12 protein-coding genes are annotated in these 13,023 nt (G+C 70.3%); 3 read left to right on the forward strand and 9 right to left on the reverse strand.

Features of this window, described 5'->3' with window-relative positions:
* Positions 1 to 86: 86 nt before the first annotated feature.
* Positions 87 to 737 carry a TetR/AcrR family transcriptional regulator gene (locus ABZ562_RS06685; protein ID WP_361474908.1) on the reverse strand — a complete coding sequence of 217 codons (651 nt, stop codon included), beginning with the start codon at positions 735 to 737 and terminating at the stop codon, positions 87 to 89.
* A gap of 167 nt (positions 738 to 904) precedes the next feature.
* Between ABZ562_RS06685 and ABZ562_RS06690 the strand changes: the two genes are divergently transcribed.
* The gene (locus ABZ562_RS06690) at positions 905 to 3,277 is read left to right on the forward strand and encodes an MMPL family transporter (RefSeq protein ID WP_361474910.1); all 2,373 of its coding nucleotides are present in this window, start codon (positions 905 to 907) and stop codon (positions 3,275 to 3,277) included.
* A gap of 34 nt (positions 3,278 to 3,311) precedes the next feature.
* Here the strand turns inward: ABZ562_RS06690 and ABZ562_RS06695 are convergent, their stop codons facing one another.
* The 8 genes from ABZ562_RS06695 to ABZ562_RS06730 form a co-directional block, all read right to left on the reverse strand.
* Positions 3,312 to 3,524, reverse strand: coding sequence for a MerR family transcriptional regulator (locus ABZ562_RS06695; RefSeq protein ID WP_361474912.1), 213 nt, complete (start codon positions 3,522 to 3,524; stop codon positions 3,312 to 3,314).
* 150 nt (positions 3,525 to 3,674) lie between these two features.
* Positions 3,675 to 4,697: a Gfo/Idh/MocA family oxidoreductase gene (locus ABZ562_RS06700; RefSeq protein WP_361474914.1), complete on the reverse strand. Its 1,023-nt coding sequence runs from the start codon at positions 4,695 to 4,697 to the stop codon at positions 3,675 to 3,677.
* A gap of 34 nt (positions 4,698 to 4,731) precedes the next feature.
* The gene (locus ABZ562_RS06705; RefSeq protein WP_361474916.1) at positions 4,732 to 5,589 is read right to left on the reverse strand and encodes a sugar phosphate isomerase/epimerase; all 858 of its coding nucleotides are present in this window, start codon (positions 5,587 to 5,589) and stop codon (positions 4,732 to 4,734) included.
* A gap of 95 nt (positions 5,590 to 5,684) precedes the next feature.
* Positions 5,685 to 6,704, reverse strand: a complete 1,020-nt coding sequence (locus ABZ562_RS06710) for a Gfo/Idh/MocA family oxidoreductase (protein ID WP_361474918.1) — start codon at positions 6,702 to 6,704, stop codon at positions 5,685 to 5,687.
* Positions 6,705 to 6,789: 85 nt separating this feature from the next.
* Positions 6,790 to 7,710: a sugar phosphate isomerase/epimerase gene (locus tag ABZ562_RS06715; RefSeq protein WP_361474920.1), complete on the reverse strand. Its 921-nt coding sequence runs from the start codon at positions 7,708 to 7,710 to the stop codon at positions 6,790 to 6,792.
* Positions 7,711 to 7,895: 185 nt separating this feature from the next.
* Positions 7,896 to 8,768 (reverse strand): ATP-binding cassette domain-containing protein, encoded by an 873-nt coding sequence (locus tag ABZ562_RS06720; RefSeq protein ID WP_361474922.1) that lies wholly within the window; start codon positions 8,766 to 8,768, stop codon positions 7,896 to 7,898.
* Positions 8,769 to 8,773: 5 nt separating this feature from the next.
* The gene (locus tag ABZ562_RS06725; RefSeq protein WP_361474924.1) at positions 8,774 to 9,844 is read right to left on the reverse strand and encodes an ABC transporter permease; all 1,071 of its coding nucleotides are present in this window, start codon (positions 9,842 to 9,844) and stop codon (positions 8,774 to 8,776) included.
* Positions 9,845 to 9,851: 7 nt separating this feature from the next.
* On the reverse strand, positions 9,852 to 10,862 hold the full coding sequence (locus ABZ562_RS06730; protein ID WP_361474926.1) for a sugar ABC transporter substrate-binding protein: 1,011 nt from the start codon (positions 10,860 to 10,862) through the stop codon (positions 9,852 to 9,854).
* A gap of 291 nt (positions 10,863 to 11,153) precedes the next feature.
* Between ABZ562_RS06730 and iolC the strand changes: the two genes are divergently transcribed.
* Positions 11,154 to 12,101, forward strand: a complete 948-nt coding sequence (gene iolC, locus ABZ562_RS06735) for a 5-dehydro-2-deoxygluconokinase (protein WP_361474928.1) — start codon at positions 11,154 to 11,156, stop codon at positions 12,099 to 12,101.
* 43 nt (positions 12,102 to 12,144) lie between these two features.
* Positions 12,145 to 13,023, forward strand: a complete 879-nt coding sequence (locus ABZ562_RS06740) for a hypothetical protein (protein ID WP_009717808.1) — start codon at positions 12,145 to 12,147, stop codon at positions 13,021 to 13,023.

Here is a 13,023-nt window from a genome sequence, read left to right on the forward strand (position 1 = left end):
CGCAGCGCCTCCTGACCTTTTCAACTTTATACCCCTAGGGGGTATTCCCGGAAGCCGGGGGTGTGCCCGCCCTCGACAGGGGGGCGTCAGTGCCGGGCGGACGCCGCCTCGGTGCCGATGGCGGGGGCCAGGTACCCGTAGAGGCAGGCCTTCATCTCGGAGATGTACGCCGCCTGCTCCTCGCCCTCGTGGGAGAGGATCAGCTCCAGCCCGGCCTTGAACAACGCGAACGCCATGGTCGCGATGCGCGTGCGGCGCTCCGCGGGCAGCTCGGGGGCGTAGGTGCCGATCAGCTCCTCGACCCGGGCCTGCAGCGCGGTGTGGAGCGCGGCGTGCTCCTCGGCGACCACGCCCGGGGTGTCGGAGGAGCAGATCAGGGTGAGGAAGACGGGGTTGGCGCGGTTGAACTCGATCAAAGGGTCGAGGACCACGTCCAGCATCTCGCCGAGCGGCAGGGCGGCGTTCTCGTCGGTGAAGGCCACGCCGTGGGCGTCCCGCATCCGCCGGGTGAGCCGGTCGCCCAGCTCGACGGCGATGGCCTCCTTGTTCGGGAAGAACTGGTACAGCGTGCCGGGGGAGACCCCGGCCTCGCGGGCGATCGCGTTGGTGCTCGCGGAGGTGTAGCCGGTGCGGCAGAAGACGCTGGCGGCGGCGTCCAGCAGCTGCTGGATCCGGCGCTCACCGCGCGCCTGCCTGCGGCGAGGGTTCGCGGGTCGGTCTGCCTGGCTCTCGGTCACAATCCACAGCTTCCCATGTGCGATTGACAAACACGAGTGGCCGCTCGCATTCTTGAGAAATGCGAGCGGTCGCTCGTGTTTGCCGTTCGTGGCAATCAGCGACCCATGCTGCCTGCCTGCCCGAGCGGGGCCGGCCGCATGGGCACAGGTGAAGGGGACACCGCGTCATGACCGATGTCAATCGGCCGCCCGGCGAGCGGATCGGAGGATGGACCCGCCTCGTCACCGCCAGGCCGCGGCTGTCCCTGCTGGTCGCCCTGCTCTTCACGGCGCTCGCCGTCGTGGCCGGGAGCGGAGTCGCCGACCGGCTGTCCGGCGGCGGCTGGGAGGACCCGGCGTCCCAGTCCTCGTACGCCACCAAGGCGCTGGAGAAGCGCTTCCCCGCCTCCCAGCCCAACCTCATCCTGCTCGTCGACAGCGGCGGCAAGAAGGTGGACGACCCGGCGGTCGCCGCCGAGGCCCGGGCGCTCGGCAAGAAGCTCGCGGGTGAGAAGGCGGTCACCGGCGTCACCTCCTACTGGGACACCGGCGCGTCCGCCCTGCGCAGCAAGGACCGCGGTGAGGCGATCATCGCCGCGCGCATCACCGGCGACGAGACGGCCGCGGGCAAGGCGCTGGAGCGCATCGCCCCCGACTACCGCGGACAGCACGGACCGGTCGAGGTCTCCGTCGGCGGACCGGTCGCGGTCAAGCAGGAGATGCAGACCACCATTCAGGAAGACCTGCTGCGCGCCGAGATGATGGCCCTGCCCGTCACCCTGGTGCTGCTCGTCATGGTCTTCGGCAGCGCGGTGGCCGCCCTGCTGCCGCTCGGCATCGGCGTCATCGCCATCCTGGGCACCGACGCCGTGCTGCGCGTGCTCACCGAGTTCACCGATGTCTCGGTCTTCGCACAGAACCTGACCACCGCGCTCGGCCTCGGGCTCGCCATCGACTACGCCCTGTTCATCGTGCGGCGCTTCCGCGAAGAGCTGGCGGCGGGCGGGGAGACGCTTCCGGCCGTCGCCGCCACCCTGCGCACCGCCGGGCGGACCGTGCTCTTCTCGGCGCTGACCGTCGCCGTCTCGCTCGCCGCGATGATGGTCTTCCCGCAGTACTTCCTGCGTTCCTTCGCCTACGCGGGCATCGCCGTGGTGCTCATCGCCGCGGCCGCCGCCCTGGTCGTGCTGCCCGCCGCGCTCGTCCTGCTCGGCGACCGGGTCAACAAGTGGGACCTCACCCGGCTGCTGCGCCGCGGCCGCCCCGCCGGGGCCGCCGCCGACCGGGCCGAACCGGGCGCGGGCTGGGGGCGGTTCGCCCGGCTGGTGATGCGGCGCGCCCCGGTCTTCGCGCTGGCCACCGTCGCCGGGCTGGTGGCGCTGGGGCTGCCCTTCCTGCGGGTGGAGTTCGGCACCGCGGACGACCGCCAGCTGCCCTCCGGCGCCGAGTCCCACGTGGTCCAGCAGCACATCCGGGACGGCTTCGCGGGCGGACCCGGCGGCGGGGTGGAGATCCTCGCCGAGGGCGAGCCCGGTGCCGCCGCGCTCGCCGACTACAGCGCCAAGGTCTCCGCCCTCCCCGGAGTGCTGCGGGTGGACAGCCCGGCCGGGCACTTCGCGGACGGCCGCCAGGTGGGCAGGCCCGGCCCGGCCGAGGCGGCGCGCGCGGCGGGCGGCGCGGCGTATCTCAGCGTGCAGCCCAAGGGCGAGGGCGTGGAGCCCGCCACCCAGGACCTGGTGCGGGACATCCGGGCCCAGAATCCCCCGTTCCGCACCTCGGTGACCGGCACCGCCGCCGTCCTGGTGGACACCAAGGAGTCCCTGGGCGACCGCGTCCCCTGGGCGGGCGCGATCATCATCGCCGTCACCCTGCTGCTGGTCTTCCTGCTCACCGGAAGCGTGCTGATCCCGCTCCAGGCCGTGCTGCTCAACGCGCTCAGCCTCACCGCGATGTTCGGCGCCATGGTGTGGGTCTTCCAGGAGGGGCATCTGTCCGGGCCACTGTCGTTCACCAGCTCCGGCGACATAGAGACCACCCTGCCGGTGCTGATGTTCTGCGTCGCCTTCGGGCTCTCCATGGACTACGGCGTCTTCCTGCTCTCCCGGATCAAGGAGGAGTACGAGCGCACGGGGGACCATGAGGCGGCGGTGGAGTTCGGACTGCGGCGCACCGGCGGGCTGATCACCGCGGCGGCGCTGATCCTGGCCGTGGTCATGGTGGCCATCGGCACCTCCCGGGTCACCAACACCAAGATGCTCGGCCTCGGTATCGCCCTGGCCGTGCTGATGGACGCGATGGTGGTGCGCAGTCTGCTGGTACCGGCGGTGATGAAGCTGACCGGCCGGGCCACCTGGTGGGCCCCGGGCCCGCTGCGGCGGCTGCACACCCGGTTCGGGCTGAGCGAAGGGGAGTCCGCGCCCTCGTCCGGCGCTCCCTCCGGTGGCTCCCCGGGCGGCGGCGGCTCTCCGGACGGCACCTCCGAAGACCCCGGCGGGAAGGCGGACGGGGGCGCGGCCTCCGGGGAGAAGGGCCGCCGCCGGGACCGGGTGAGCGCCCGCTGACCCACCGCGGCGCCCGGCGCGATCCGCAAGCCACTCACTGGTCCTTGCCCTCGCGGCGGGCGCGGCGGTTGCCGGGTCTGCGGGCCACCCAGGCCCGGATGGTGTCCGCGTACCAATACGGCTTGCCGCCCTCCACCAGGTCGGGGGGCGGCATGTGACCGTGCTTGCGATAGGACCGTACGGTGTCGGTCCGCACACCGATATGTGCGGCGATCTCCTTGTAGGACCACAGCCTTCGATCGGTCATCACTCGCGCCCTTTCACTCGGCCTGTGTCCGGTGAACGACGCCGGGTGACGGGCGGCTAGGGGCTGTTGAACACCTGTGACGTAAGCCGCGCGGAGATGTGACGGCTGTGACCGCCGGGTGACGCGCGGGCCCGGGGGCCGGCCCGGGGGTCAGTGCTCCAGCTCGGACATCCGTTTGGTGATCTCGGCGAGCCGCACCGGGCGGTGCTCCAGCCGGGACAGCTCGCACGCCTCGGCCACCAGCAGGGCGGAGAGCGCCTGCCGACCGGAGCACGGGTTGGGCGCCTCGCCCCGGGCCGCCGAGACGAAGGCCGCCAGCTCCGCCCGGTACGCGGCCTCGAACCGCTCCAGGAAGTTGGCCCAGGGCCGGGCGGGCCCGGGGGGACCGCCCGGTTCGGCCGAGGTGAAGGGCGTACGGTCGTCCAGGCCGACCACGAACTGGTCGCGGTCCCCGGACAGTTCCATCCGTACGTCGTAGCCCGCCCCGTTGTAGCGGGTGGCCGTCGCGGTGACCAGCGTGCCGTCGTCCAGGGTGAGCAGCGCCGCCGCCGTGTCGACGTCGCCCGCCTCGCGGAAGAAGGCAGCGCCGCCGTCCGAACCGGAGGCGAACACCTCCACCACCTCGCGGCCCGTCAGCCAGCGCACGGCGTCGAAGTCGTGCACCAGACAGTCCCGGATGAGCCCGCCCGAGTGGGGCAGGAACTCCGGCGGCGGGGGCGCGGCGTCGGAGGTGATCGCCCGCAGGGTGTGCACCCGGCCGAGCCGCCCGTCCCGCAGCGCCTCCCGCGCCGCCAGATATCCGGCGTCGAACCGGCGCTGGAACCCCATCTGGAGCATGGTCCCGGCCCGTTCGACCTCGCCCAGCGCGCGGACCGTGCCCGCGAGGTCCAGGGCGATGGGCTTCTCGCAGTACGTGGGCAGCCCGGCGCGCGCCGCCCGGGTGATCAGCTCGGCGTGGGTGACGGTCGGGGTGGCGATCACCAGGGCGTCGATGCCGCCCTCGAAGACCGCGTCCACCGACACGGCGGCCCGGGCGCCGACACGCTCGGCCACCTCGGCGGCCCGCCCGGCGTCGGCGTCACCGATCAGCAGGTCGTCGACCCCGTCCGTATCGGCCAGGGCGGCGGCGTGGAAGGCGCCGATGCGGCCCGCGCCGAGGAATCCGATGCGCATGAAGGTGTGTTCCCGTCTGTCGTGACGTCCGGTGTTACTTCCAGGTGGAGAGGTATTCGTCGATCTTCTTGCGCATGAAGAGGGACGATTCGCGGGCCCGGTCCTCCCAGGCGAAGACGCAGGAGGTCAGCGTGCCGTCGAAGTCGTTGTCACGCAGCGCGCCGAACAGCGCGTCGAAGTCGACCTCGCCCTGCCCGATGTCCAGGTGCTGGTGGATACGGGCCGTCGAACCGGGCGGGTTGATGATGTAGCGCAACCCCGAGGACGCGGTGTGATCGAAGGTGTCGGCCAGATGCACATGGGTGAGCAGATCGCCCGCGTGCTTGATCAGGCCGGGGGCGTCATTGCCGTGATGGAAGGTGTGCGGGGCGCAGTAGAGGTAGGAGACCAGGGGGTGGTTGATGCCCCGGATCATGTTGATCGCCTCGTACCCCTCCTCGATGAAGTCATCGGGGTGCGGCTCCAGCGTCAGCTTGATGGACTCGCGCTCGAAGACCGGCAGCAGTTCCTCGATCGACCGCCAGAACTGGCCCTCGCTGCGGCTGGGGTCCTCGGGGCGGCCGTTGAACTCCGAGATCATGCTGTCCACGCCCAGATCGGCGGTGATCTGGATGGCCCGCTTCCAGTAGCGGACGGCGGCCTGGCGCTCGTCCTCGTCCGGTCCGGACCAGCGGAACAGCGGCAGTACGGAGGAGATCTTCACCCCGGCGGCGTCCAGCGCCTTGCGGAACCGGCGCACCGTGCCGTCGTCCACCCGCGGGTGCTTGAAGAAGGGAATGAAGTCGTCCCGGGGAGACAGCTCGATGTACTCGAAGCCCAGCTCGGCGACGAGGGCCGGGAGTTCGAGCAGGGGCCCCTTGCGCAGCATGTGTGGGTCGAGTGCGATCTTCATGAGGAAGAAGAAACCTTTCGAACAGGGAGAACGTGCGGGTGTACGGAAAGGGGAGGGCGGGCCGGCGGTGGCGGCGGCCCGCCCGCCCGTAGCCGTCAGGCGTAGAAGGCGGGGCGCACGATCATGTCGACGGGCGTGCGCTCACCGGTGGTCTGCGCCCGCACCCCCGCCTCGCACACGGCGGCCGCGGCGTAGCCGTCCCAGGCGCTCGGGCCCTCGACCTCGCCGCGCTTGGTGGCGTTGACCCAGGCCTGCACCTCGCGGTCGTACGCCTCCTCGAAGCGGGCCACGAAGTCGGGGGCGATCTCGCCGCCCCAGGTGCCGGGGCGGTTGACGAGCATGCCGTGGGCGTCGCCGACGCGGGCGGTGCCGCGCTCGCAGACCGCCTCGGCCTGGACCTGGTAGCCGAAGCCGCAGCTCGCGAAGATCTCGACGTTGACGATCGCGCCGCCCGTGGTCTCGAAGATCACCAGCTGGGGGTCGGCAAGCCCCTCGGGGGCGTGCGAGTTGGGGGTCGGCTTGAGCACGGTGACGTTGGCGATCTCCTGCTCCAGCAGCCAGCGCGACTGGTCCATCTCGTGCACCACGGAGTCGTTGATCAGCATCTCCGTGGTGAAGTACGAGTGCACCGAGGCGTTGCGGTGGCGGCAGTGCATCAGCAGCGGGCGGCCCAGCTCACCGGAGGCCAGCAGCGACTTGAGCTTCATGAACTCGGTGTCGTAGCGGCGCATGAAGCCGACCTGGACCCGGCGGTGGCCGAGCCGCTGCTCGGCCTCCAGCACCCGCAGCGCGGACTCCGAGTCCGGGGTCAGCGGCTTCTCGCACAGCACCGGCAGATCGTGCTCGAACGCGCTGAGCAGCGCGGCCTCGTGCGCGGGGCCGGGCGAGGCGATCAGTACCGCGTCCACGCCCGGCGCGGCCATGGCGGCGGCCGGGTCGGTGAACGCCTGGCAGCCCTCGGACAGGTCGGCGACGGCCTTGGCGCGCGCCTCGTCGATGTCGACCACGGCCGCCACCCGGGCGCCGCTGATCACGTCGTTGATGCGGCGGACGTGGTCGGCGCCCATCTTGCCGGTCCCGATGACGGCGATCCCGAGCGTGCCCTGCTGGCTCATAGGTGTCTCTTTTCTCTTTCTGCTCGTGCGGCGGATCGAAGGGGGATCGAAGGGGGATCGAAAGGGGATCGGAGGAGGCGGGAGGTCAGGCGCCGCAGGAGCGCAGGAAGCGGCGGGTGCGCTCGGCGATCGGGAAGGGCTGGTCGGGCGGGCAGGGGTACATGTCCTGCTCGACGATGGCGAACAGGTCCACGTCCAGCTTCTGGGCGGCCGCCAGGACCGGTCCCAGCTCCGGGACGCCCTTGGGCGGTTCGCACATCACGCCGCGCTTGACGGCCGGGCCGAACGGCACCCCGTTCTTGACCACGTCGGCCAGGATCTCCGGGTCGACCTGCTTGAGGTGGAGGTAGCCGATGCGCTCGCCGTAGGTCTCGATGAGCTTGACGCTGTCCCCGCCGCAGTAGGCGTAGTGGCCGGTGTCCAGGCAGAGGTTGACCAGGTCGGAGTCGGTGGCGTCGAGGAAGCGGGCCACGTTCTCCTCGCCGTCGATGTGGGTGTCGGCGTGCGGGTGGACGACGATGTCGAGCCCGAAGCGCTCGCGCACCTCACGGCCCAGGCGCTCCATGCCGGTGGACAGGTGGCGCCACTGCTCGGCGGTCAGCTCGGGCGGCTCGATGATCTCGGCGGTCTTGTCGTCGCGCCAGAAGGAGGGGATGACCACGAGGTGCTTGGCGTTCATGGCCCGGGTCAGCTCCGCCACCTGGGAGACGTGCTCCCAGGTGGCGTCCCAGACCTCGGGGCCGCGATGCAGTGAGGTGAAGACCGTGCCCGCCGAGACGGTGAGGTTCCGGCGGGTGATCTCCTCGGTGAGCCGGGCGGGGTCGGTCGGCAGATAGCCGTACGGGCCCAGCTCGATCCACTCGTAGCCGGCCTCCGCGACCTCGTCGAGGAAGCGCTGCCAGGGGACCTGCTGCGCGTCATCGGGGAACCACACCCCCCAGGAGTCGGGGGCCGAGCCGACCCGGATGCGGTCCAGGGCGGGGACGGGGGAGGCGGCGGCAGTCATGGAAGAGGGTCTCCTCTCGCCGGTCCTGGGGACCGGGGAAGGGGGCAGTGCGGGTCGCTTACTCCGGGTGGTGTCCCGGCCCGCGTTTCATGCTGGTTTGGGCAGCTTTACGGGCCGGGCCGGTAGCCGTCAAGAGTTCGTCAGGACATTCGGACGTAATGTCAGGAGGAATGTCCGGTGGATGGTCAGGACGAGGGGGCCTCGACGACCTCGGGAAGCTCCTCCACATCGACCCCGCGCACCTGTGCGAGCTCGTGTTTGAGAGCGGCCAGCTCCGTGCCGCCGGCCATGTGGTTGGTCAGTTCCTCCAGGCTGACGTCCTCCCGGGTGGCGTTCAGCTCCAGGGCGCCGAGTCTCAGTACCGAGAAGTGGTCGCCGACCATGTACGCGTGGTGCGGGTTGTGGGTGATGAAGATGACGCCCAGGCCCCGCTCGCGGGCCGCCGCGATGTACTTCAGGACGACGCCGGACTGCTTGACGCCCAGCGCCGCGGTGGGCTCGTCCAGGATCAGCACCCTGGCGCCGAAGTACACCGCCCGCGCGATGGCCACGGACTGCCGCTGGCCTCCGGAGAGGGTGCCGATGGGCTGTTCGAGGTTGTCCAGGTGGATGCCCATGGCGGACAGCTCCGCGTGGGTGGTCTCCTTCATCCGCTCGATGTCGAGCCGGCGGATGGGCCAGGGGCCGCGGGTCAGCTCGGAGCCGAGGAAGAAGTTCCGCCACACCGGCATCAGCGGCACCGTGGCCAGGTCCTGGTAGACGGTGGCGATGCCCAGGTCCAGGGCCTCGCGCGGGTTGTGCAGCCGCACCGGCTTGCCGTCGACGATGTACTCGCCCTCGTCGTGCTGGTGCAGCCCGGAAATGATCTTGATGAGGGTGGACTTCCCGGCGCCGTTGTCGCCGAGTACGCAGGTCACCCGGCCCGGCCGGACGTCGAGGTCGATGCCCTCCAGGGCCCGGATGTTGCCGTAGAGCTTGCCGACGCCCTTGAGCTGGACGACCGGCTCCGTCCCGTCCTCGGCGGCGGGGGTGGGCTTCGTGAGGTCGTTGGCGGACATTCCCATCACCTCCTGGCGGCCTGACGGCGCACCCACAGATTCACCAGCGTCGCGAGCAGCAGCATCACGCCGACGAAGAACTTGAACCAGTCCGGGTTCCAGTTGGCGTAGACGATGCCCTGGTTGACCATGCCGAAGATGAACGCGCCGAGGAGCGCGCCGATCGCGGAGCCGTAGCCGCCGGTCAGCAGACAGCCGCCGATCACCGCGGCGATGATGTAGTAGAACTCGTTGCCGACGCCCTCACCGGCCTGCACGGTGTTGTACTCGAAGAGCAGGTGCATGCCGACGAACCAGGCCGCGAAGCCCACCGTCATGAAGAGGGCGATCTTGGTGAGGTTCACCGGTACCCCGACCGCACGGGCGCTCTCCTTGGAGCCGCCGGCCGCGAAGATCCAGTTGCCGAACTTGGTGCGCAGCAGGACCCAGGTGGCGAGGGCGGCGAAGCCCAGCCAGTAGAACACGGTGATGTTCACATCGACGCCGAGGACCGGGACGTCGGAGGCGAAGACCGCCTTGGCCGAGTCGAAGCCGTCCATGTCGTTGATGGTGTTGGTGGCGACGTTGTCGGTCAGCAGCTTGGTGATGGCCAGGTTCAGGCCCTGGAGCATCAGGAAGCTGGCGAGCGAGACCAGGAAGCTGGGCAGCCCGGTCTTGATCAGCAGCAGGCCGTTGATCAGGCCCACCGAGAGCGAAAGGACCAGGGCCACCCCGACGCCGACCCAGACGTTGGCGGTGAGCTGGAAGCTGAGCAGGCTCGCGGTCAGCGCCGAGGAGGTGACGGCGACACCGGCCGACAGGTCGAACTCGCCGCCGATCATCAGCAGGGAAACGGCGAGCGCCATGATGCCCAGGGTCGAGCCCTGGTAGAGCACGGTGGCGAACGAGTCCGCCTGGCGGAAGGTGGGGGCGACGGCGAAGAAGAAGACGTAGACGCCGACCGCGGCGACCAGGGCGCCGATCTCCGGCCGGGCGAGGACCCGGCGGGCCAGCGAGCGTTCGGTGGTGCGGCTCTTGGGGCTCGCCGCCGGGGCGGCCGGTGGCATGGCGGCGGCGGGCGGGGCTGCTTGGGTCATGGCCGCATCACCGCGTGCCCTTCGCAGCGAACTTGGCGATCTTCTCCACGTTGTCCTTGGTGACGAACGCGGGTCCGGTCAGCACGGGCGCCTCGCCACCGCCGCTGAAGTTGCCGTTGTTCTTGTACAGCCACAGGGAGTCGAGGGCCAGATAGCCCTGGAGATAGGGCTGCTGGTCCACCGCGAGCTGCACGTCCCCGCTCTTGACGGCGGCGATGAGGTCCTTGTTGAGGTCGAAGGTGGCGACCTTGGCCTTGCCGCCCGCCTCCTTGGCGGACTGCACGGCGGTCAGCGCGAACGGCGCGCCGAGCGTGACGACGTAGTCGATGCTCGGATCCTGCTTGAGCTTGGCGGAGATCGTGGACTTGACCGACGGCATGTCGGTGCCGTTGACGTAGAGGGTTTCCGTCTTGCCCTTGAAGGTCTTCTTCACGCCGGCGCAGCGGGCCTCCAGGGCGACATGGCCCTGCTCCTGGATGACGCAGATGTTGTGCTTGGCGCCGAGCTGGTTGAGGCGCTTGCCGAAGGCCTGTCCGGCCAGGTTCTCGTCCTGGCCGAAGTATTCGAGCAGCCCCTGGGACTTCCAGTCCTCCAGGCCGGAGTTGAAGCCGACGACGGGGATCCCGGCCTTCTCGGCCTTGGCGATCGCGCCCTTCATCGCGGCGGGCTTGGCGAGGGTGACGGCGATGCCGTCGACCTTCTGGTTGATCGCGTTCCGGATGAGGTTGGCCTGGTCGCCGCCGTTGGGGTTGCTGGAGTAGACCAGATCGACGTTGTCCTTGGCCGCGGCCGCCTTGGCGCCCTTGCGGACCGTGTCCCAGAAGGTGTCGCCGGGGGCGGCGTGGGTGATCATCGCGATCTTCATCCGGGGGGTGTTGGCCTTGCCTGCAGAGATGTCGTCCGCGGCGTCCTGGGCCTTCTTCCCCCCTTGGCTGCTGCAGCCCGTTGCGAGGAGAACCGTTACGGCGGCGATGGTGGCGAGTCGCACTCGGTGGCGTCGGTCGAATCTGAGGTCCATCTGTTCCAGCACCTCTCAAGCCAGGTCCGTGTTAACAGAGCCGTTGCATGAGGGGGAGCCAACTCCTCGTGGCCGCCGCCTGTCAAGAGTTTGTCATGACAACATTTCATCTGGACGTAACGAGGCGATAACGCATCCCGCGCGGGCTCTCGTGGTTACGTCCGAATGTAATGACAAATCCTTGACAGCAGGCCGTGAGCACGTCTAGACCTGAAGGGGCCGGGCGGGACCCGGTGTTCGCCCACGACAATCCTGAGCTGCGTCTTTCCCGAATTTCCCGAAGGGGCACGCATGAGTGAGCCGTACGACCTGATCACGATGGGCCGCATCGGAGTGGACCTCTACCCGCTGCAGACCGGAGTGCCGCTGCCGCAGGTCGAGTCGTTCGGAAAGTTCCTGGGCGGCTCGGCGACCAACGTCGCGGTGGCCGCCGCCCGCTTCGGCCACCGCTCCGCGGTGATCAGCCGTACCGGCGCGGACCCGTTCGGCGAGTACATCCACCAGGAACTCCAGGGGTTCGGCGTGGACGACCGCTTCGTCACACCGGTCGAGGACTACCCGACCCCGATCACCTTCTGCGAGATCTTCCCGCCCGACGACTTCCCGCTCTACTTCTACCGCCGCCCCAAGGCCCCCGACCTGGAGATCCACCCCGACGAGCTGGACCTCGACGCGATCCGCGCCGCCCGGATCTTCTGGATGACCGGCACCGGCCTCAGCGAGGAGCCCAGCCGCGGCAGCACCCTCACCGCCCTCGCCCACCGCGCCAAGAGCGGCACCACCGTCTTCGACCTCGACTGGCGCCCCATGTTCTGGAAGGACCCCGAGACGGCGCGCCCCTTCTACGCCGAGGCCCTGCGCCACGCCACCGTCGCCGTCGGCAACGTGGACGAGTGCGAGATCGCCACCGGTGTACGGGAACCGAAGGCATGCGCCCAGGCCCTGCTGGACGCGGGCGTGGAGCTGGCCGTCGTCAAACAGGGCCCCAAGGGGGTCCTCGCCGTGCACCGGGACGGCACCGCCACCGAGGTCCCGCCCGTCCCGGTCGACGTCGTCAACGGACTCGGCGCGGGCGACGCGTTCGGCGGCGCCCTGTGCCACGGGCTGCTGGCGGGCTGGGACCCGGAGCGGATCATGCGGTACGCCAACGCCGCGGGCGCGATCGTCGCGTCCCGCCTCGCCTGCTCCTCCGCGATGCCCACCCAGGCCGAGGTCGAGGCCCTGCTCAGCCACGAGTGACGCGGGCGCCCGCGTCCGAGCCTCAAAAAATAGGGAGCTTTCCTTGAGCATCAGCATCTCCGACCTCGTGACGGTACGGAGCCGGCATCCCGAGGCCATCGCCGAGGCTGCCGCCCGCCGGGTCCGCCGCCCGCTCATCGGCGACAGCGGCCGACTGATGATCGTGGCCGCCGACCACCCGGCGCGCGGCGCCCTCGCCGTCGGCGGGCACAAGCTGGCCATGGCCAACCGGGCCGATCTGCTGGAGCGGCTGTGCGTGGCGCTGTCCCGCCCGGGTGTCGACGGGGTGCTGGCCACCGCCGACATCCTGGAGGACCTGCTGCTGCTCGGGGCCCTCGACGGCAAGGTCGTCATGGGCTCGATGAACCGCGGCGGGCTGGCCGGCGCCTCGTTCGAGCTGGACGACCGCTTCACCGGCCACCGCCCGCAGGACATCGCCCGGCTCGGCTTCGACGCCGGGAAACTGCTGCTGCGGGTCGACTACGACGACGCCGGGTCGCTCAACACCATGCTCACCACGGCCCGCGCCATCGACGAGATGGCGGAGCGGCGGCTGCCGGTGTTCGTCGAGCCGTTCATCTCCCGCCGGATAGACGGCAGGGTCTCCAACGATCTGAGCGCCGAGGCCGTCACCAAGTCCATCGCGATCGCCTCCGGGCTCGCCGGGACCTCCGCGTACACGTGGCTGAAGGTGCCGGTCACCGAGGACCCGGACGAGATGGCCGCCGTCATGGAGACGAGCACGCTGCCGGCGGTGCTGCTCGGCGGCGAGGTGGGGAAGGATCAGGAGGGGGCGTACGAGAAGTGGCGCAAGGCGCTGCGTCTGCCCACCGTCCAGGGCCTGGTCGTCGGCCGCTCGCTGCTCTACCCGGCGGAGGGCAGCGTGGAGACCGCCGTGGACACCGCCGTCGGCCTGCTGTGA

This window comes from Streptomyces sp. NPDC019937, from assembly GCF_040631655.1.
In the GTDB taxonomy this organism is placed as follows: Bacteria; Actinomycetota; Actinomycetes; order Streptomycetales; family Streptomycetaceae; genus Streptomyces.